Origin of the sequence: Mesorhizobium sp. M1406 (assembly GCF_040317555.1) — a bacterium.
Lineage (GTDB): Bacteria > Pseudomonadota > Alphaproteobacteria > Rhizobiales > Rhizobiaceae > Mesorhizobium.
On the sequence record NZ_JAMYKW010000024.1, the window covers coordinates 17,933 to 38,885 of the forward strand.

Annotated in this window: 17 protein-coding genes; 3 read left to right on the top strand and 14 right to left on the bottom strand. The window is 64.7% G+C overall.

What is annotated here, in order from left to right; translation table 11 throughout:
• Positions 1-47 precede the first annotated feature (47 nt).
• From accD to NKH03_RS20050, 3 genes are all read left to right on the top strand, one after another.
• Positions 48-974 (top strand): acetyl-CoA carboxylase, carboxyltransferase subunit beta, encoded by a 927-nt coding sequence (gene accD / locus NKH03_RS20040; protein WP_352870661.1) that lies wholly within the window; start codon positions 48-50, stop codon positions 972-974.
• Positions 975-1,035: 61 nt separating this feature from the next.
• Positions 1,036-2,361, top strand: a complete 1,326-nt coding sequence (locus NKH03_RS20045; protein WP_352970032.1) for a bifunctional folylpolyglutamate synthase/dihydrofolate synthase — start codon at positions 1,036-1,038, stop codon at positions 2,359-2,361.
• A gap of 32 nt (positions 2,362-2,393) precedes the next feature.
• The gene (locus NKH03_RS20050) at positions 2,394-2,813 is read left to right on the top strand and encodes a VOC family protein (protein WP_352970034.1); all 420 of its coding nucleotides are present in this window, start codon (positions 2,394-2,396) and stop codon (positions 2,811-2,813) included.
• A 35-nt stretch (positions 2,814-2,848) separates the two neighbouring features.
• Here NKH03_RS20050 and NKH03_RS20055 read toward each other — a convergent pair whose 3' ends face one another.
• The 14 genes from NKH03_RS20055 to NKH03_RS20120 form a co-directional block, all read right to left on the bottom strand.
• Positions 2,849-3,262, bottom strand: a complete 414-nt coding sequence (locus NKH03_RS20055) for a type II toxin-antitoxin system VapC family toxin (protein WP_352870658.1) — start codon at positions 3,260-3,262, stop codon at positions 2,849-2,851.
• Positions 3,259-3,507: a hypothetical protein gene (locus NKH03_RS20060; RefSeq protein ID WP_023761145.1), complete on the bottom strand. Its 249-nt coding sequence runs from the start codon at positions 3,505-3,507 to the stop codon at positions 3,259-3,261. The genes NKH03_RS20055 and NKH03_RS20060 overlap by 4 nt, the downstream gene beginning before the upstream one ends.
• A gap of 71 nt (positions 3,508-3,578) precedes the next feature.
• A complete protein-coding gene (locus tag NKH03_RS20065) occupies positions 3,579-3,860 on the bottom strand; it encodes a cupin domain-containing protein (protein ID WP_352970036.1) in 282 nt (93 codons plus the stop codon).
• A 163-nt stretch (positions 3,861-4,023) separates the two neighbouring features.
• Positions 4,024-4,350 carry a thioredoxin gene (gene trxA / locus NKH03_RS20070; protein ID WP_352870657.1) on the bottom strand — a complete coding sequence of 109 codons (327 nt, stop codon included), beginning with the start codon at positions 4,348-4,350 and terminating at the stop codon, positions 4,024-4,026.
• A gap of 74 nt (positions 4,351-4,424) precedes the next feature.
• The gene (addA, locus tag NKH03_RS20075) at positions 4,425-7,943 is read right to left on the bottom strand and encodes a double-strand break repair helicase AddA (RefSeq protein WP_352970039.1); all 3,519 of its coding nucleotides are present in this window, start codon (positions 7,941-7,943) and stop codon (positions 4,425-4,427) included.
• A complete protein-coding gene (gene addB, locus NKH03_RS20080; protein ID WP_352970042.1) occupies positions 7,940-11,074 on the bottom strand; it encodes a double-strand break repair protein AddB in 3,135 nt (1,044 codons plus the stop codon). The genes addA and addB overlap by 4 nt, the downstream gene beginning before the upstream one ends.
• A complete protein-coding gene (locus tag NKH03_RS20085; RefSeq protein WP_352970043.1) occupies positions 11,071-11,799 on the bottom strand; it encodes a nucleotidyltransferase family protein in 729 nt (242 codons plus the stop codon). The genes addB and NKH03_RS20085 overlap by 4 nt, the downstream gene beginning before the upstream one ends.
• Entirely contained in the window at positions 11,796-13,307 is a 1,512-nt protein-coding gene (gene tsaE / locus NKH03_RS20090; protein WP_352970045.1) for a tRNA (adenosine(37)-N6)-threonylcarbamoyltransferase complex ATPase subunit type 1 TsaE, read from the bottom strand. The genes NKH03_RS20085 and tsaE overlap by 4 nt, the downstream gene beginning before the upstream one ends.
• An 8-nt stretch (positions 13,308-13,315) precedes the next feature.
• Positions 13,316-15,871, bottom strand: a complete 2,556-nt coding sequence (locus NKH03_RS20095) for an ATP-binding protein (RefSeq protein ID WP_352970047.1) — start codon at positions 15,869-15,871, stop codon at positions 13,316-13,318.
• A 199-nt stretch (positions 15,872-16,070) separates the two neighbouring features.
• Positions 16,071-17,471, bottom strand: a complete 1,401-nt coding sequence (gene ahcY, locus NKH03_RS20100) for an adenosylhomocysteinase (RefSeq protein ID WP_352870651.1) — start codon at positions 17,469-17,471, stop codon at positions 16,071-16,073.
• 176 nt (positions 17,472-17,647) lie between these two features.
• Positions 17,648-17,959 (bottom strand): HPr family phosphocarrier protein, encoded by a 312-nt coding sequence (locus tag NKH03_RS20105; protein WP_352870650.1) that lies wholly within the window; start codon positions 17,957-17,959, stop codon positions 17,648-17,650.
• A complete protein-coding gene (locus NKH03_RS20110) occupies positions 17,956-18,357 on the bottom strand; it encodes a PTS sugar transporter subunit IIA (protein ID WP_352879341.1) in 402 nt (133 codons plus the stop codon). Before NKH03_RS20110 ends, NKH03_RS20105 begins: the two co-directional genes overlap by 4 nt.
• A gap of 164 nt (positions 18,358-18,521) precedes the next feature.
• Complete coding sequence (locus NKH03_RS20115; protein ID WP_352970048.1) at positions 18,522-18,983, bottom strand: HPr kinase/phosphorylase; 462 nt, start codon at positions 18,981-18,983, stop codon at positions 18,522-18,524.
• 164 nt (positions 18,984-19,147) lie between these two features.
• Positions 19,148-20,932, bottom strand: coding sequence for a sensor histidine kinase (locus tag NKH03_RS20120; protein WP_352970049.1), 1,785 nt, complete (start codon positions 20,930-20,932; stop codon positions 19,148-19,150).
• Between the last annotated feature and the right edge of the window lie 21 nt (positions 20,933-20,953).

The following is a 20,953-nucleotide window of genomic DNA, read 5'->3' on the forward strand; positions in this document are numbered from 1 at the left end:
TTTTGGGCGACATGCACTAACTCTTCGTCAGGACAGGAGCCGAAGCGATGAACTGGATCACCAATTACGTTCGTCCGAAGATCAATTCGATGCTCGGCCGGCGCACCGACATGCCCGAGAATCTCTGGATCAAGGATCCGGAGACCGGCGAGATGGTGTTCCACAAGGATCTGGAATCCAACCAGTTCGTCATCCCTTCGTCAGGTCATCACATGAAGATCTCGGCCAAGGAGCGGCTGAAATTCTTCTTCGACGACGGCAAATACGAGACCCTGGACAACCCCAAGGTCATGCAGGATCCGCTGAAATTCCGCGACGAGAAGCGCTATGTCGACCGGCTGAGGGACGCCAAGGCCAAGACCGGCCTGGAAGACGCGATCATCAACGCGCTGGGGACCGTCGAGGGCCTGCCGGTTGTGGTCACGGTGCAGGACTTCGCCTTCATGGGCGGATCGCTCGGTATGGCCGCGGGCGACGCCATCGTGCGTGGCTTTGAAGCGGCCCTGCAGCGCAAGCGGCCGTTGATCCTGTTCGCCGCCTCCGGCGGTGCCCGCATGCAGGAAGGTATTTTGTCGCTCATGCAATTGCCGAGGACCACGGTCGGCGTCGACAGGCTGAAGGAAGCAGGCCTTCCCTACATCGTTGTTTTGACCAACCCGACCACCGGCGGCGTCACTGCCTCCTACGCCATGCTGGGCGACGTACATATCGCCGAGCCCGGCGCGCTGATCGGCTTTGCCGGACCGCGCGTCATTGAACAGACGATCCGCGAGAAATTGCCGGACGGCTTCCAGCGCTCCGAATATCTGATGGAGCACGGCATGGTCGATATGGTGGTGTCGCGGCTGGAGTTGCGCGAAACCATCGCGCGGCTGCTCAAGATGCTGCTCAAGCTGCCGGAGGAGCAGAAGCCGCTGGAGCCGGAAATCCTGCCGCCGGCCACCATTGCGACGGAAGCCCGACCGCAAGCCTGACGCGACATCGTGCGCCGCGACCGCGATTGCGCGCGCCTCGCGACCCGCATAGGATTCTTCCATGATGACGCTTGCCGCCGACCGCGAAATCGAAGCCCTGATGGCGCTTCACCCGAAAGGCTTCGACCTTTCGCTCGACCGCATTTCGCGGCTGCTGGAGCGGCTTGATAATCCGCAGGACCGGCTGCCGCCGGTCATCCACATCGCCGGCACCAATGGCAAGGGCTCGTGCGCCGCCTTTTCGCGCGCCCTGCTCGAGGCGGCGGACTACCGCGTCCATGTCCACACCTCGCCGCATCTGGTCAACTGGCACGAGCGCTACCGGCTGGCCGCCGATGGCGGCGGCAGGCTGGTCGAGGACAGGGTGTTCGCCGATGCCATCGCCCGCGTCGCCAGGGCCAACGAAGGCGAGACGATCACCGTCTTCGAGATCCTCACCGCCGTCACCTTCCTCTTGTTTTCCGAACACCAGGCCGATGCCGCCATCATCGAGGTCGGGCTCGGCGGCCGCTTCGACGCCACCAATGTCGTCAAGGAGCCGGCCGTATCGGTGATCATGCCGGTGTCGCTCGACCACGAGGCCTATCTCGGCGACCGTGTCGAACTGATCGCCGCTGAAAAGGCCGGCATCATCAAGCCTGGCTGCCCGGTGGTCATCGGCGCACAGGAAAGCGAGACGGCGCTGCAGGTGCTGATCGAAACCGCGGAGCGGTTGGAGTGCCCGACCTTCGTCTACGGCCAGGATTTCCTCGCCTTCGAGGAAAACGGCCGCATGGTCTACCAGGACGAGGACGGTTTGATGGACCTGCCGCCGCCACGGCTGCCGGGGCGCCACCAATTCGCCAATGCGGCGGCGGCGATCGCCGCGGTCAAGGCGGCCGGTTTCGAGATCAGCCATCGCGCCGCCGAAAAGGCGATGATCAATGTCGCCTGGCCCGGCCGCATGCAGAAGCTGGCGCAGGGCCGGCTGGCCGAACTGGCGCCGAAGGGTGCCGACATCTGGCTGGACGGCGGCCACAACCCGGGCGCCGGCGTGGTTATTGCCGAAGCACTGGCGGAGCAGGAAGAAAAGAACCCGCGTCCGCTCTTGCTCATCTCCGGCATGATCAACACCAAGGACCAGAGCGGCTATTTCCGCGCCTTCAAAGGCTTGGCCCGGCATGTCTACACAGTGCCGGTGAGCCTCAGCGAGGCCGGCGTGCCGAACGACGAACTGGCGATCTGCGCGACGGAAGCGGGACTGACGGCCGAGCCGGTGAGTTCCGTTGCCAATGCGCTGATGCTGCTGCGCGACACCTGGGACGGCCCGCCGCCGCGCATCCTGATCGGCGGTTCATTGTACCTAGCCGGCGCGGTGCTGGCCGAGAACGGCACGCCGCCGACCTGAGGTTGGATATCGGCGACCGCGAGGAACCAGTCATGATCAAGGTCAAGCAGCTCGCTCACGTCTGTATCTTCGCTGACGACCTGGAGGTGACGCGAAGCTTTTACCGCGACGTGCTGGGCATGGACACCCGCTTCAATTTCCTGCGTGACGGCAAGATTTTCGGGTTCTATCTCGATTGCGGCGGGCGCAGCCATATCGAGGTGTTCCAGAAGGACGGGGCCAGCTACAGCGAGCTCAATCAGATCAACCATTTCTGCCTCGAAGTGGAAAATATCGATGCCGCGATCGCCCATATCAGGTCGAAGGGCATCGACGTCACGTCTAAGAAACTGGCCTGCGACGACACCTTCCAGGCCTGGATTCGCGACCCCAACGACGTGAAGATCGAGTTGTTCGAATATACCGAAAAAAGCGCGCAATTCGCCGGAGGCGATCGTATCGCCGACTGGTAGAGCATTCCGCCTTTTCCGTGAAACGGTGAAACGCTCTAGAAATCCCAAGGCGAGATCAGCTCAAGGTTGGCCGGGCCGAAGTCGTTGAGATTACGTGTTGCCAGCCGACCGCCGTTCACGCGCACTATCGCTGCAATCATGCCATCGGGTGCCGACATGCCCCGGCCCTGACGCGTCGCGGTTCCCATAATCTCGCCATAAGCCAGAGCCGCCTCCTCCGTCAGCCCAAAAATACGGTCGGCAAAGCGATGGCGCCATTGGGAGAGTCCTTGCTCCAGGCGATCGGCACGTTCATCAGGTCGTATCTTCTGGATGCCGAAAGCGATTTCGGCAATCGCCACCGTGGGAAGCGCCAGCTCGGCATCGTTGCGGACCAGCCAAGCCATGACAGCAGCGTCAGGCGCCTTTCTAAGGCTCTCCGAAATCACATTGGTGTCGACGAAAATCAAAGCTCCGGCCCTGTATGGACCTTGCGGCTTTCCCGGATGATTTCTTCCAGATCGATGTCGACGCCAACGCTTGCCGTCAGGCGAGAGTAGAAGGCGGATGCCGGTTCTCGCCCGGCCTCCCGAATCTCATAGGATTCAAGCGCGCGCTCGACGATATCAGCTATTGAGCGGTTTTCGCGACGAGCGAGTCGATGCGCAAGATCACGTGCTTTTGCGCTGCGGACGGAAAGCTGGGGTTCGGCCATTCAAACTCCCTTTTGAGAAAGATATAGTCTTTCCTGCGCCTGCCATCAAGATGGCAACTGATGGCATGCCATCACTTCAGTTCGATCTCGATGAAGGCATACTCCCCTTCGTTGGCGTTGATGACGTCGTGCTCGACGCCTTCCCTGCGGAAATAGGGCGCGCCCTTCTTCATCTCGGCGAAGCTCTCGCCGTCCTTGGTCAACAGCTTCACCTTGCCGTCCATCAGCGGCACCACGACATAGTCATGGCCATGGCGATGCCAGCCGGTGTTGTCGCCCGGCGCGAAGCGGTACTCGGTGACGATGACACGCTCGTTGTCGATGAAGACGGTGGCCTTGGCGGATCCGGTCATGTCGTTTCTCCCTGTTGGCGCTGCCAACAGAAGACATGGAGTGCGCGGACGTCAGGGCCAGAGCGGCCCAGCGCATGACCCAAGGACGCGCGGCGCTGTAGGTGACGCCAACAAAAAGCCCGGCGCGAAGGCCGGGCTTGATATATCAGGAATTTCAGACGGATCAGGCGAGGTTGCCATTGATCCAGTGCGACAGCGCTGTCTTCGGCGCGGCACCCACCTTCATGTCGGCCATTTCGCCGCCCTTGAAGATCATCAGTGTCGGGATCGAGCGCACGCCGAACTGGGCGGCGAGTTCGGGATTCTCGTCGATGTTCAGCTTGGCGATCTTCACCCTTGCGCCGAGTTCGGTGGCTATGTCTTCGAGCGCCGGCGCGATCATCTTGCAGGGACCGCACCATTCCGCCCAGAAATCGACGACGACCGGTACGTTGGCATCAAGCACATCGGCCTGAAAATTGCTCTTGTCGACCTTGACGGTGGCACCCATGCGGAAATCCTTTCGAAAATTTTTGTCCCACCAAATGTGGTGGTGATCGCGCCCTTCTTCAAGCAGGTGTTGTGTCACGCTCCCGTGAGTCGAGCAAGGGCGTCGTCCATGGCCTTGGCCGGCAGTTCGATCAGCCGCGGCGCTTCGGTGAACAGCAGGGCCGCCTTGACGTCGCGTCCGGGATAAAGCGGCTGCAGCAGGGCGCGATAGAGCGCGAGCTGCAGGACATAGGCCGGCGGAACCTCGGCCAGAGAGCCGGGCGCAGGCCGATTGGTCTTGTAGTCGACGATCGAAATCGCGTCCGGCGTCACCGCCAGCCGGTCGATCTTGCCGGAAATCGAGCGTTTTTTGCCCTTGACCTCCAGGCTGCCCATGATCGCGACCTCGGCACGCGACGACGGCGCAAACAGCGGACCGAAGCTGGCGTCGGCAAGGATTGATGTGACCGAAGCCAGGGCTTTCTCCCGCTCCGACGGGGACCACTGTGCGCCCGTTCGTGCGAGATAACGTTCCGCCGCGCCCAGGCGCTCGGGCTCGGCGATGCCGGGCAGCATCTGCAGCAGTTTGTGCAGGGCAAGCCCGCGCAGCACGGCAAAGCCCGGCTCGGTCTCGGCATCCAGCACCGGCGAGGCCTTGTCGACCACGGCTTCCTTGCTTTCGTCGATCAGTGCCGAGGCGCCGGATGGCGACAGCGGACGCGGCAGGTCCTCGAACGGCGGCAAGGGCCGGAACAGGCCCGTCGGCAAAGGCTCGAAAGCGTCGGCCTGCCGTGCCGGCTCGCTGGAAGCCAGCGCAACAGGCGGCAGTCTGGTGACATGGAATCGATGCACCGGCTCACCACCGGCGGGATGCGGACGCTGCTCGCTTTCCGGAGCGCCGAGCAGCGCGCGGCTGACGATCGAGTGCCAGGTGCCGGCGTTCGGCGCCCGCTTGCCGTGATAGCCGCAGACGATCAGCCTATCCTCGGCACGGGTCATGCCGACATAGAGCAGCCGGCGGTATTCGTCGTCGGCGAGTTCTCGTGCCCGCGCTGCCGCTGCTTTGGAAAAGCCGTTGGCAACATCGCTGGCCGAGCGCCAGAGATAGCCCTTGCCGTCCCAGTTTGCGCCGGAACCATCGAAGGGCATCAAGCGCGGCAGATGCTGGTCGCTGAACGGGGCGGAACCGCCATCGACCAGGAACACGACCGGCGCTTCCAGGCCCTTGGCGGCGTGCACGGTCATGACCCGGACCTCGTCGCGGGTCTGATCCATCTCACGCTTGATCTCGGGACCGGCGTTTTCCAGCGTCGACAGGAAGGCTTCCAGCCCCGGCAGGCCGGTTCGCTCCTCGGCGAGGCAGAAACTCAGGAACTCGTCGAGAATGTCGCCGGCCTCGGGCCCGAGCCGCGCGATCATCCTGCGGCGCACTCCATCGCGCGCCAGCAGCCCGGCATAGAATTCGAACACCGGCTTGAAGGCGGCCTCGTTCGTCCAGGTGTCGAGCTGGGTGACAACAGCTGCAAGTCGCTCGCTTTCGCCCGCATGCTGTCGCAGCGATGCGATCAACGACAGGCCAGCCGGCCTCTGCGAGGCGATCGTGAACAGCGTCTCCTCGGGCAGATCGAAGACCGGGCTGCGCAGCACGGCGGCGAGCGACAAATCGTCCTGCGGCTGGATGAGGAAATGGCCGAGCGCGATCAGGTCCTTGACCGCGATATGGCCGGGCAAGCTCAGCCGGTCGGCGCCGGCGACCGGGATGTCTCGGCGTTTCAAGGCGCGAGTCAACGCATGGACGAAGCGGTCGCGCTTGCGCACCAGCACCAGCACGTCGCCAGGCCGCAGCCGCTTGCCACGGCCTTCGATGATCTCCGTGGTGCCGATCCAGCCGGCAATGGTGGCCGCGACGTTCTCGGCGACGCGCACCGCCGGCGCATGCGCATGGTCGATGGCTTGCGTCCAGTCGTCCGGCTCGTCGACGACATCGGCGCCGACCGACGGCCACACCTCGACATAGCCCGGCGCATCGGTGCGGATCGCCTTGTGGCTCAGCGGATCGGGATCGTGGCTGATGCCGCGCCGCACGACGGGATCGGCGAAGACGCGGTCAACGGCGGCAAGAACGTCGTCGGTCGAGCGGAACGACCAGGTCAGCTTCAAATCGGCGAAGGACGCCTCGGCGTCGCGCACCCTGCCGGCAAACAACAGCCGGCTGTCGGCGAAGGAATCCGGCGCCGCACCCTGGAACGAATAGATGGACTGCTTCTCGTCACCGACGGCGAAGACCGTGCGATGGACCCTGTCGCGGGCGCCGAAGCCGGCGAAGAACTCTTCCGCCAGCCGCTTCACAACCTCCCATTGATCCGGGCTGGTGTCCTGCGCCTCGTCGAGCAGGATGTGGTCGATGCCCTGGTCGAGCTTGTATTGCACCCAGGGGCCGGCATCGGGCCGCGCCAGAAGGTTGACGGTGCGGATGATCAGGTCGTTGAAGTCGAGAAAGCCGCGGCTGCGCTTCAGCACTTCGTAGCGGGCGATCAGCCAGTCGGCGATGGTCAGCGCGGCAACCGTGCCTTCCAGCATCCGGAACAGGGCCAGCCGATCGACTGTTTCAACGATCGTGCTGGCCGCTGAGAGATAGCGCTCCGCCAGATCCGGCAGTCGGTCGACCAGCGCCTTCTTGAAGGCTTTTGCCGGGTCGTAGGCGTCGCCATCGGTCTTGAGGAAGGCTCTTGCGAGCAATTGCAGGCGACGAATGGGATCGCTTTCGACGAAAGCCTGGCGCGCATAGGGTAGGATGTTGTTCAGCACCGCTCTCGCATCGGTGGCGTCGGCGGCCTGGGCGAAGCCGGCAAAATAGTCCGGCAAGAAACCCGGCAGCGGCCAGGCCGATGCCGCTATGCCTTCGGCGGTCTGGCCGGGGCGGAAATGGAATTCGTCGAACAGCGCCTGGAAGCGCGTGCCCTCGCGCCCGACCGCGTCGATGAAATTGCGCAAGCCGTCGCGCTTGCGCACGATCTCGCCCAGCAAGGCGTCGAGCCCGGCTTCGCCGCCACGGTCGAGGATGGTGGCAAAGGCCTCGGCCAGATCCCTGTCGCCGGCGGCGGTTCCGGAGATCATGTCGCGGCGCGCGGCGGCAAACAGCGATGCCTCCATCTGGCCGTCGAGCATCTCGAAATGGGCCGGGATGTTGGCTTCCAGCGGGAACTGGTGCAGCACCGATTCGCAGAAGGCGTGAATGGTCTGGATCTTGAGCCCACCGGGCGTTTCCAGCGCCTCGGCGAACAGGCGCCGCGCCCGGCGCATGGTCTCGATATCGGGCCGGCGCCCTTCCAGCGCCTCGACCTTCGACGCCAGATCCGCGTCACCGAGCGTCGTCCATTCCGACAATGTCGAGAACACCCGATTGGACATGTTGGCGGCGGCGGCGCGCGTGTAGGTCAGACACAGGATCTTCGACGGATCGGTGCCGCGCAGCAGCAGCCGGATGACGCGCTGGGCCAGCACATGGGTCTTGCCGGAGCCGGCGTTCGCCGAGACCCAGGCGGAATTCTGAGGATCGGCGGCGCGGGCCTGGCTGGTCGCGGTGTCGCTGGGGATAGGATAGGCCTTCTTCATGCCTCCCCTCCCTCGTCACCGGCGTCGCCGCCGGCCGACCATTCGAGCACGCGGGCCAGATGGTCGTAGTCGCCATCGGTCTCGCCTTCGCGAAACGGCAGTGCGCGCGACAGATAGCCGGTTCCCGGGTCTGCGTAGTGGATCAAGAGCTTTTCCAGCCGCGCCCAGGCCTCTTCGGCCAGATCGGTGGCGGTTCGCGGCTGGCGGTTGTGTTCGAGGATGGATTCTTCGAACACCTCGCCATTCGGCTTCAACCTGATGAAGGCCAGTTGCGAGGGCTCGCGCGCGCCCAAATCCTTGAAGGCGCCGCGCCTGAGCAGCGCGCCCTCCAGTGCCAGTTGCGGCGCCAGCAGCGTGTGCGCCTGCGCCTTGGACGGCGAGGAGCCGGTCTTGTAGTCCAATATGTCGGCCATGCCGCCAGCCAGCAGGTCGACACGGTCGGCATAGCCGGACAGCGTCACGCCGGACTGGCCGACGACGGTCTTTCCGGCGCGCTCCTCGGCATGGCGCCGGATCACCGCGTCGGCGCGCGTGCGCTCCCATTCGATGATGTTGGCGGCGAGTTTTTCGAAACGCGGCCACCACACCGCCTCGACATCCGCCGGAAGAGCGACTTCGGCAAAACAGGCGCGGCCCGCGGCAATGAGGCCGGCGAGCGCATCGGGCGCGCGCGGGTCAGCCACCCGCGCCGAGAACAGATGCAGGATGGCGTGAAACAGTGTGCCGCGCTCGGCCGCACCTGGGTCTCGAATGACCGGGTCGAGCGGCATCAGTCCTAGAATGCGTCTCGCATAGACGGCGTAGGGGTCACGGCGGAGGGTCTCGATCTCGGTGACCGAGAAATGGCCGGGACGCACGGACAGTGGCGGCTTCGGCTGCGGCCGTGGCGCGAAATCCTGCCTTGGACCACTGTCGAGCGCGCGCGTCCATGTGAGCAGTTCGTCGCCACGCCGGCGCAATTCAGCTGCCTGGTCGTTGCCGATGAAGGTGAGCAGGCGCTGCAGCCAGCGCGACGGCACGGCGGGTGCGTCACCGGCGCGCGCCGAGCGGGCCAGCACCACCTTCCTGGCGCCCATGGCCATCTGGAAATCATGCGCGGCAAGGCCGATGCGCCGTTCCGGCGGTTCGAGGTCGATGCCGGTCTTCATCAGCCGCGACATGAAGCGGTCGCTCTCTGGCTTGCGCGGCCACACGCCCTCGTTGAGCCCGCCGATGACCAGCGTATCGACAGTCTGCAAGCGCGCTTCCAGCGCGCCCCAGATCGCGATGTTCCTGTCGGTGCCTTGCGCCGGCTTGACAGTTTCAGGCGCGATCAGCGCCGCCATCACATCGGGCCACTCGTTCGCCGCGAAGGACAGCGATGCGGAAGCCGCGACCAGCCCGCGCAGCAGTTCGGCAAGCTTTTCGCCGGCGTCACCGGCATAGAGTTCGGCAAGGCCGCCATCGACGGTGCGGCCGAGATTTTCGAGGGCGACGACACTGGCTGTGACCAGCGCGGCAAGGTCGGCGTCCGCTTGGCCACGGAAAGCCGCGAGCGGCGCAAGCGCCTGTCTGAGACGGTCGAGCAAATTCCGAGCGCCTTCGATGGAGCGCACGGTCAGCCGGGAAAACCAGAAGGGCGGCCGGCGGCCGCTGCCCAATTCGGTGAGGCGGCTATCAAACAGTTCCGGCAGCGAAACGATGTCCGGGCGGCCGGTGCCGCCACGCAGCGCCACCAGTTCGATCAGTTCCGCCGCATGGCGCACATCGGCACGTTCGAGGCCAAGCCCGAGCAACGGATGCTTGAGCAGCGACAGCAGGCCAACCGGATCGCCTGGCCGGAACACCGCTTCGAGCGCCAGTCTGAGCAGGCTGGCCGCCGGGGTGTTGGCGAGCGGCGTGCCGCCGGAATCGTCGGCGACGACGCCGAAGCGCTGGAGCTCGACCGAAACGCGTCGCGCCAGCGCGCGGTCGCCGGTGACGAGAGCGGCCCTTTGGCCTGATACTTCGACCGCGCGCTTCAGCGCGACGGCAATGGCCACGGCTTCATCGCGTTCGCTGGCCGCTTCGAGCAAGGTCACGCCGGCGAATGCCCCGGCGATGTCGGACGCTGAAAAGCCATTGCGCGTCTCGGCCCACAATTCGGTGGTCTCGGCCGGCCGCAGGGCTTCGCCGACAAGGGCGGCGCGCAGCGCAAGCCGTGGCTCGGCCGCGCCGATCTCCTCGACATCGCCGCGCAACACGCCGATCTTGCCGATCAGCCTGGCGAGACCGTATTGCGGGTGGCCAAGCACGGCCGGGCGGGCACCGGCCGCGGCGATTGCCTGGAAGGACGCCTCGTCCAGCGTCCGGTCGAGGCCGGGCAGCACGATGGCGCCGCCGGGCAAGCGCGAGATCGCGGCAAGCAGTTCGGCGGTGGCTGGTATCGAGCCGGTGGACCCCGCCGCGATGACGGGCCCGGCGGGCGGATTGCGCTGCAGCCGGGCGGCCTCGGCGCGGATGAGCGCGCTGCGATGCGCGGCCGGGTTGGAGCGATCGCTTTCTGCAAGGAATTTCGGCCAGGCGTCGGTGACGATACCGAGGAATTCGAGCGTCACCTGCCACCATCCGGCAAGGTTGCCGGTCACCAGATCGGTGAGCTTGGCCCAGTCCGTGCCTTCCGTCTCGATCTCGTCCATCAGCCCCGCGAGATCGCGCGCCAGCCAGATCGCGTCGGCGGTGGAGGCCGGGATGACGATCTCCTCGGCGAAGAGGGCGGCGACATGTGCCGGCAGCCGGCGTTTCCAGGCGCGCACCAGCGGCGTCAGCAGCAACAGGCGCTCAGAAGCGGCGATCGGCGGCGCGAGATCGATGGCCGCCGCTGCCTCGGTCTCGAACGCCGCCTCGTCCTCGTCGAACTCGCCGAGTGGCCGGATGACCGGCAGGATCGCCGAACCGCCGCCGCCGCGAGTTGCCAGGCTGTCGACGAAGACACCCCGCAGAGCGCGCGCCGCGCGGCGCGTCGGCACATAGATGGTGACATCGGCCAGAGCGAGCGGGTCGCCGTCAAACCGAAAACCTGGAACGAGGCGGCCGGCAAGCAGCGCCTCGGCAAGCGTCGGCAGAAACGGCGCTCCGGGGGGAATTGAGAAAACGCGGCTTGAGCCGCTCATTGCAACTCGGCTAGCGCGCCGGCGACCGCCGTTTCCGCGAGCGCGATGGCATCGGGCGTGCCGACGGTGATCCAATGGCCATGCATCGGCATGCCGAACAGGCGCCCTGCGGCTATGGCCGTATCGAAATAGGCATTGAGCGAGTGCGGCCCGGCCGGTGCGCCCTTGAACAGACGCGGATGGACGATCGCCGCGCCGGCATAGATCAAGCCCGCCGGATCCCCCTTTGAACGCCGCAAGCGGCCATCCGGCGCCACCAGGAAATCGGTGCTGCCGCAGTGTCCGGTCGCCTGATGGAGATCTGCCAGCATCAGCAGAATATCCATTTTCGCCGCGTCCCATGCAAGGGCGAGGCGCTGGAGATTGAGAGGACCGTCGTCGATCCAGAACGTGTCGGCGTTGAGGATATAGAAGGGCTGCGAGCCCAGTTCCGGCAACGCCTTGACGATGCCGCCGGCGGAATCGAGCAGTCTTTCGCTCTCATCGGAAATGACGATCCGCGGTGCGCGGCGCGCGGCGACATGGGCGACGATCTGTTCGGGAAAATAATGGACGTTGACCACGGCCTTGCCGACACCGGCGGCGGCCAGGCTGTCGAGACTCCAGTCGAGCAACGGCTTGCCGGCGACCCTGACCAGCGGCTTGGGAATGGTGTCGGTGATCGGCCGCATGCGTTTGCCGAGCCCGGCGGCGAGTACGATGGCAGTGTCCGGTCTTGCTGTCACAGCGCTCGCTCCTCCAGCAAACCGTTGGCGTTGTAGAAATCGCGCAGGCTTGCCAGCGCCGGGTGAGACAAGGCCCGGCGCAGATAATCGCGAATGCGCGGCAGGTGCTTTAGATAATAGGGCTTGCCGTCACGCTTTTCGAGCCGGACGAAGATGCCGAGGATCTTGGAGTTCCGCTGCGCCGCCATGATTGCGTAGGATTCCAGGAAACTTGCTTCGTCGAAAGTGCCGGCTGCGTGGCGCGCCCCGATATAGGCATTCAGCGTCTGTTTCTCGATCTCGGGTGACATGGTGACGCGCGCGTCCATGGCGAGCGAGGCGACGTCATAGGCGGACGGGCCGATCAGCGCGTCCTGGAAGTCGACGATGCCCAGCCGGTCATGACCGGAGCGGTCGCCGCGCCAGATGATGTTGGGCGAATGGAAGTCGCGCAGCATCAGCGTGACTTCGCGGTCGTGCAGCCGGTCGAGAAGCGCGTTCCACTCCCTGTGGTAGCCGGCGCGCAAGCTGTCGCTTGCCGGGCTGCCCGATAGCGCCGGCACGTACCAGTCGACCAGCAGATCGGCTTCGATCATCATGGCGTCGCGGTCGAAGGGCGGCACTTCATGGAAGCCGCCCAACCCTGTTTCCAGGCGCCGCGGCCAGGTCCTGCCATGCATCATGGCCAGCAGCTCGGCCGCCGCCGCGTAGCGATCGGCCAGCGGCTGACCATCGCCGCCGAGAAACCCTTCGGAACCAAGATGTTCGAGCAGCAAAAACCCCTGCTCCTGATCCTCGGCATGGATTTCCGGAACGCTGACGCCGCCGGCCTTCAAGGCGCGGTCGATGGCGACGAAGGCGGAGACCGACTGGGCGGTATGAGCGATCTCGGCATAGGGCTTGCCGTCGCGCACCGGCGGGCCGAGCACCAGCCGGGGCGAGTTCATCAGCACTCGCGGCTTCCGGTTCGGCAGCGAAACGATCTCGTAGGAGCGAGCCGAAGCATCGCCGATGAAATGGCGACGCCGCGCTTGCCCCCAGCCTGTATTTTCGAGAAAGTCGCGCATGGCCAGCGACCGTGCCGCCCGATCGAAGGCAGCGCCCTGCCCCGACAATCGCGCCAGCCGGCCGTCGCCTTGCTGGACGAGTTCGATCAGGACCGTGGTCTTCGGCAGATAATCTTCCGCTCGTTCCGGCCATTCGACCAACGCGGCGCCTTGGGCCAGGGCCTCGTCGAACCCGAGCTCATCGATCTCGGCGGCCGAGGACAGGCGGTAGAGATCGAAATGATGGACCGGGACGCGGGTGTCGTAGCTCTGCACCAGCGTGAAGGTCGGGCTCGGCACATCGAGGCCGGCATCGTCGGCCAAGGCCCTGATCAAGGCCCGGGCCAACGTCGACTTGCCGGCGCCGAGATCGCCCTTGAGGGCAAGCACATCGCCCGGGCGCAGCGACAGCGCCAGATCCTCGCCCAGCCGCGCTGTCTGTGTCTCGTCGGCGAGTAAACGCTCCAGCACCAATCCTGTCATCGAGCGCGCTACTCAGCCGCGGCGCGGATGCCCGGCATGTCGGGAAAGGTGCAGATGACGGTCGTGCCCTTGTCCCTGCCGGTTTCGATACGAACGCTGCCGCCATGCAGATCGACAAAGCTCTTGACGATCGACAGGCCGAGGCCGGCGCCGCGCCGGCGGCCGCCATTGGCGCGCGGCTCGAAACGGCGAAACACCGAATCGAGCAGATCCGGCGGCATGCCGGGGCCGTCGTCATGAACCGAGAATTCCACCCCGTCCGCCAGATGGCGGCAAGTGAGCCGGATGGTGCTGGCTTCCGGCGCGTAGTTGGCGGCGTTGCTGAGCAGATTGTAGAGTATCTGGCGGACGCGGATTTCGTCGCCGTGGAACGTCTTCGGCGCAGCGGTGGCGTCGACCTCGAGCCTGATCGAATGCTCTTCCAGCCGGTCGGCGACCAGTTCGGCCGCGGCCGCAATGGTGCGATCGACGTGCACCTCGGAAATGTCGAGCTGCATGATGCCGGCGTCCACCGTCGCCAGGTCGAGGATGTCGTTGACGATGGTGAGCAGCACCGAGGACGACGAGCTGACATGCTCGACATATTCGCGCTGCTTCTGCGTCAGCGGACCGGTCGTGGGCAACGACAGCAGTTCGGTGAAGCCGATGATGTTGGTCAGCGGCGAGCGCAGTTCATAGGAGACGTGCTGGACGAATTCGTTCTTGAGCTGGTCGGATTTTTGCAGCGCCTCGTTCTTGTCCTTCAGCGCCCTTTCGACATGAACGCTGTCGGTAACGTCGACGAAGGTCATCATCACCTGCCCGTTGGGTAACGGGATTATGGCGTAGCTCAGAACATTGCCGTTGTTGAGTTCGGTTTGGCCGTGGCGGTCGCGGCGCTCGTCGTCAAAGCCGGTGATGGCGGCTACGAAGCCAGGCCAGGGGCTGTCCGCCGCCTGCCGGTCGCAAAGGTCGCGGATCGTGGACACGTGCACATTCGGCTTGGCCGCTTCGCCGCTCAAACCCCAGAGTGTGGCAAAGGCGGGATTCGACAGCCGAAGCCTGCCGTCGGGGCCGAACACCGCCACGCCTTCGGCAAGATTGTCGAGCGTCTCGCCCTGGACCCGCACCGCTGTCTGGTAGCGGCTTTCGAGGTCCATCTTCTCGGTCAGGTTCTCGAATACCCAGGTCACGCCACCCTTGGGCTGCGGGTTGGCGACGACGCGGATGGTCTTGCCGTCCGGCAGATGCCACCAATGCTCCTGGGATTCCACGGCACGATAGGCGCCGAGCAGACCTTCCTTCCAGCGGCGCCATTCAGGTTGCTCGGCGATCTTGCCCTCGCTGCGCAGCCGGTCCAGCAGCAGCGCATTGTCGGGAGCACTGTGCAGGAAGCCGCTGTCGAGCCCCCACAACTTCTGGAAAGCCTGATTGAAGAACCGCAGCTTCTCGTCGGTATCGAAAATGGCGACCGCCGTATTGAGCTGGTCGAGCGTATCGGCGTGGCTCCTGACGGTCCGCTCGTATTCGCCGCGAACCGTCTCGATGGCGCTGGTGTCGCAAGCAAGGCCGGCCGAGCCATCGCTGCCGGCGAAATCGGTGACCGCAAACACACGGCGATCGCCTTCGATCACGGTGGAAAGCGACTGCGCGAAGACCGGATGCGTCTTGTGCTGGGCGGTAATCGCGTCGCGTGCCTGGCCGCCGAGGAACTCTTTGGCCTCCCGAACCGCGGCCTCGGCATTTTCGGCCTCGACCGCATCGGCATAGGCCCGGTTGACCCACTTCAGCCGCCCATCCTCGCTGCGAAGCCATGCCGGCATGTTCAGCGCGTCGAGCAGGCCGATCATCGTGTCATGGTCGGCGGCCAGCCGCTGGTTGTCGATCTTCAGCCTGGCCTGGCTGCGCTGCGTCTCCGAAAGCGAGACGAAGCGCACGAGCACATGCGCCGCGCTCTTGCGGCCATGCACTTCGAGCGGCGCGCCGGCCTGCGATTCGATGACGAGGTCGAAGGGTTTCGCTTTTTCACGCAATCCCGCAACGGCATGTTCAAGTGCTGCCGCCGAACGCGGCATCAGCCAGCGGCCGAAAGCGAGGAAAGCGGCCCGGTCCTCCGGAGCGCCGCTTTCGAGGGGCAATGTGCCGATGAGTTCGGGCTTCTTGTTTTCCGCGGCCCAGACGACCACGCGCTGGTCGCGCAGATTGAGCAGCGCCTCCGAGCGGCGGAGCGCCGCGTTGATGTCGGCGAGGCGGCTCCTGAGTTCGACATTCTCCGCCGAGGTGCGGGCTCTTTCGCGGATGAGGACGATGGCCGACAGAAGTGCGGCACCCGTCACGCCGACAAAGACGGCAAGCTGCATCACCTCGACGGCGCTCATCGACAATCCGGCGACGGCGGAACCGGCGGTCTCGGCATGGGCGACGGCACCTGCCAAGGGGCCGGCAAGCGCGGAGGTGGCAAGGAAGATCGACGCACGGGCGCGCCAGGACAGGCCCCCGCCTTGCAAGGCGGAGCCAGTGATCCTTGAATCGTCGTGGCCGCCGGAAACGGCCCGTCCCGCTCTGTGCGGGTGTTGCCCCGGCATGTCTTGGTCCTCTCCGCCGCCTGAATGCAAGACCGCCCTGATGCACACCTCTCTTGAACCCCTCTCGGGCTGGAAGCGTCGCGAATCACCTGACAATAACCCCTCGCCGAATCGTCGTGAAGGCGATTGCGCGCAAAAATAAAGCCGGGCGAAAAGTCAATCGCCCGGCCTCAATATCTGGTAGCAATTTTCGGTTTGGTTAATAGCGGTAGTGTTCCGGCTTGAACGGACCCTGAGGCGTGACGCCGATATAGGCGGCCTGCTCATCGGACAGTGCGGTCAGGCGGGCGCCAAGCTTGTCGAGATGCAGGCGCGCGACCTTTTCGTCGAGATGCTTGGGCAGGACGTAGACCTGGTTCTCGTACTGGCCGGGCTTGGTGTACAGCTCGATCTGAGCCAGCACCTGGTTGGTGAAGGACGCCGACATGACGAAGCTCGGATGGCCGGTGGCGTTACCGAGATTGAGCAGCCGGCCTTCCGACAGAAGGATCATCCGCTTGCCGTCCGGGAAGGTGATCATGTCGACCTGCGGCTTGACGTTGGTCCATTTCAGGTTGCGCAGCGCGGCCACCTGAATCTCGTTGTCGAAGTGACCGATGTTGCCGACGATCACCATGTCCTTCATCGAGCGCATGTGGTCGAGGGTGACGACATCCTTGTTGCCGGTGGTGGTGATGACGATGTCGGCGGTGGGGGCCGCGTCTTCCAGAGTGACGACTTCAAAACCGTCCATCGCCGCCTGCAGGGCGCAGATCGGATCGACCTCGGTGACCTTGACGCGGGCGCCGGCGCCCTTGAGCGAGGCCGACGAGCCCTTTCCGACGTCGCCATAGCCGCAGACGACGGCGACCTTGCCGGCCATCATCGTGTCGGTGCCGCGACGGATACCGTCGACCAGCGATTCCTTGCAGCCGTACTTGTTGTCGAACTTCGACTTGGTGACTGAGTCGTTGACGTTGATGGCGGGGAAGGGCAGCAGGCCCTTCTTCTGCAGCTGGTAAAGCCGGTTGACGCCGGTCGTGGTCTCTTCGGTGACGCCGCGGATCGCAGCCTTCTGCTTGGTGAAGAAGCCGGGCGAGGCCTTCAGGCGCTTCTTGACCTGCGCATAGAAGTACTCTTCCTCCTCGCTCTGCGGGTTGGACAGCACGTCCTCGCCGGCCTCGGCGCGGGCGCCGATAAGGATGTACATGGTGGCGTCGCCGCCATCATCGAGGATCATGTTGGAGAGGCCACCGTCGGTCCACTGGAAAATCTTGTCGGTGTAGTCCCAGTACTGCTCGAGGCTCTCGCCCTTGACGGCGAATACCGGGATGCCAGCCTCGGCGATGGCCGCGGCCGCGTGATCCTGCGTCGAGAAGATGTTGCAGGAGGCCCAGCGGATATCGGCGCCGAGCGCCTTCAGGGTCTCGATCAGCACCGCCGTCTGGATGGTCATGTGCAGCGAGCCGGTGATGCGCGCGCCCTTGAGCGGCTGCTTGTCGCCGAATTCCTCGCGGCTGGCCATCAGGCCCGGCATCTCGGTCTCGGCGATCTCGATTTCCTTGCGGCCCCAGCCGGCCAGCGAGATGTCGGCGACCACATAGTCCTTGCTACCCGTCATGGCAGTGCTCCGAATTGTTGTGCTGCGAATTGGTTGCGGATGCGCCCGCGCCGGTCGGCGCGTCGAAGGGCGCGAATTGCCGGCCTGACTAGCAGATCAGGGCGAAGACGACAATGGGATATAAAGAAATCTTTATCCCTGCATGTCTCCCGGACATGCATTGGCGGTTTGGCAGATCAGCTTTCCTCGCCGAAGCGGGACGCCACCAGCTGCTCCAGGGCGTCGATGACCTCCTGGGCCTCCGGCCCGCTGGCGGTGACGCGGATCGAGTAGCCGGGGCTTGCCGCCAGCATCATCAGGCCCATGATCGAGGTGCCGCCGACCTTGACGCCGTCCTTCTCGACATGCACCGAGGCGTCGAAGCCGCTGGCCAGCTGGACGAACTTCGCCGAGGCGCGCGCGTGCAGGCCGCGCTGGTTGATGATGGGAAAGTCCCTGGTGATGGTATCTTTGGCGATCTGAGCTTTTTCCGGGGACAGCGCGTTCATTTGCTGCTCAAGAGCTGGCTGGCGACATTGATGTATTTGCGGCCGGCCGCCTGAGCCTCGTCGAGTGCGGCGGCCATATTGTCGCCCTTGCGGATCGAAGAGAGCTTGATCAGCATCGGCAGGTTCATGCCGGCGATCACCTCGGTGCGGCCGGATTCCATTACCGAGATGGCGAGGTTGGAGGGCGTGCCGCCGAACATGTCGGTCAGCACGATGACCCCCGCCCCGGTGTCGACACGGGCAACGGCGTCGATGATGTCGCGGCGACGCTGCTCCATATCGTCGTCGGCGCCGATCGCCACGGTTTCGAAATTGTCTTGTGGCCCGACGACATGTTCCACGGCATGTCGAAACTCGGCGGCCAGTTGACCGTGCGTTACAAGCACGAGTCCGATCATTCTTTGGTGGCTCCCGTCATCGCCGCTTCACAGGCGCATTTTATGCTCGCCAGCCATTCCAGGCAGCGGGAGCGCTATCTTGTCGACGCACGGCCCGTTGACAAGCCCAAAATTGCGCAGGCCCATGCCATTTTGACGCATTGCAGCAAAAAACCCGGGGCGGATCATAGAAAAGGCGCGATCGACAGCCGCGCCATCACGGCGGGCAAGGCCGTGGCGGCGTTACGCTCGGCAAGGTCGATACGCGGCACTGGGCAGCCTGCGACCGGCTCGCTGATTTCCTCCTGGAAACGGGCCATCTCTGCCTTCGGCACCAGCCTCACATGCAGGTCGATCACTCCGCCTGGCTCGAATGGCAGCGGGCGCGGCATGAACCCAGGCACTTCGGCGAGACCGGCGATGGTCGCCGGCACGCGACAGACCAGCCGCCCGGCGCGGGCCGCGGCAAGCAGCCTGTCGTCGCCGATCAGCCGCGAGAACAGCCCGCGCGCGCGGCAATGGTCCAGGAGTGTGAGCGCCAGCGTCGTCTTGCCGGCGCCGGACGGCCCGGTGATAAGGACGCCGCGCTCGCCGATCAGGATCGCGGTTCCGTGAATGTTTTCAAGCTGCGCAACTGGATCAGGCACGATCTTGCACGATCATGTTTTTGGTTGAAGCATGATGATCTTGTCCGAAACCCGGTTTCCACTTTGAAGCATGATCTTGTCCGAAAACCGGTTCCCACTTTTCGGGATCATGCCTGTTGGATGAAGCATGATCTTGTCCGAAAACCGGTTCCCACTTTTCGGGATCATGCTTCGGCCGGCAGCGTCACGACAAAGCGCGCGCCCTTGATCTCGCCGGGTTTGGTGCCCGGGATGTTCTCGGCGGTCAGCGTGCCGCCATGGGCCTCGACGATCTGCCTGGATATCGACAGGCCAAGGCCAGAATTCTGGCCGAACGCCTCGCCGGCCGGCCGGTCGGTGTAGAAGCGTTCGAAGATGCGGTCGATGTTGTCGGCCCGGATGCCGGGACCATTGTCGTCGACGGTGACGATGTTGAACTTGCCGGCGCGCGCCAGCGACAGGCCGATGTGGCCATGATCCTCGGGAACGAAGGAACGGGCGTTCTCGATCAGGTTGGTGATGACCTGGCCGATGCGCAGATCATGCCCGACGACGAAATAACCTTTGACGCCCTGCGGCAGCTTGGCGACCTTGAACTCGATCTCGACCGCCTTCTTGTTGCGCGTGGCTTCACGCGAAACGGCGACGAGATCGGTGATGAATTTCTTCAGGTCGACGGTCCCAGCATCTTCGCGCGCGAGTTCCGCATCAAGGCGTGAGGCGTCGGAAATATCGGTGATGAGCCGGTCCAGCCGCCTGACGTCGTGCTGGATGACGTCCATCAACCGGCCGCGCGAATCGTCGTTCTTGGCAAGCGGCAAGGTTTCCACCGCGCTGCGCAGCGATGTCAGCGGGTTCTTCAATTCGTGCGACACGTCGGCCGCGAAGCTTTCGATCGCCTCGATGCGGGCGTAGAGCGCGTTGGTCATGTCGCGTATGGCGATCGACAGATTGCCGATCTCGTCCTGGCGGTCGGAAAAGTCGGGGATTTCCTCACGGCTCTTGACGCCGCGCCTAACCCGAACCGCCGCCGCCGACAGCCGGCGCAGCGGATTGGCGATGGTGGAGGCGAGCAGCATCGACAGGATGGCGGTGACCAGGGCCGCGATACCGAAGACGCGCAGGATCGCCTTGCGTTCGGCGGCGACGATCTTGTCGATGTCGCCGCCTTCGGTCGACAGCATCAGCACGCCGAGAACGGCGCGGAAGCGCTGGATCGGCACCGCCACGGAAACGATCTGCTCGCCCTGCTCCGAGACGCGCACGATGGTCGACGGGCTGCCGGTGAGCGCCTTGACCACTTCCGGGAAGGCGGCGCCATTGCCGCCCGGCTGCTCGTGATAGACCGGCAGTTCGGTGTTGCGGAAGAAGTCGAAGACGAATTTCTGGATGCGCTCGACCAGATCGGGCTCTTCCTCTTCGACCGGCGGCAGGTCGTAGCGCAGGATCTGGCCGCGCGAGTAGAGATGGCGTGAATCGAGCAGCAGATTGGCGTCGCGGTCATAGATGCGGGCGCGGGTCCGGGTCGGCGAGATCAGCCTTCTCAGCACCGGCGCGACGCGCTCCGGATTGATCGGGAAGTCGAGATTGTCGAGCTGGTCGGAGCCCGGCCCCAGGCTTTCGCCGGCCTGCAGCTCAAGCAGCTTTTCCGGGTCGATGCTGATCGAATCCGTCTCGACCGTCGCCGACGCCGCGATCGCGCCGGCGATGATCTCGCCCTGTGTCATCAGGCTTTCGACGCGGGCGTCGATCAGCCCGTCGCGGAAAGTGTTGAGATAGAGGATGCCGGTCACCAGGACGGCAAGGCCGGCAAGGTTGAGGAAAAGGATACGCCGCGTCAGGCTGGAAAAGATATGATGGCCGAGGAAGCGGCGCATCGGCACCGTGATCTTCGACACGAAGGACGGCATGATCCGCGACGGCCGCCTGGAGGCGCCCGCCGGTCTTGTTCGCTGTGCTTCGACTGCCATCGAATAGCAGGTCCTGCCTAG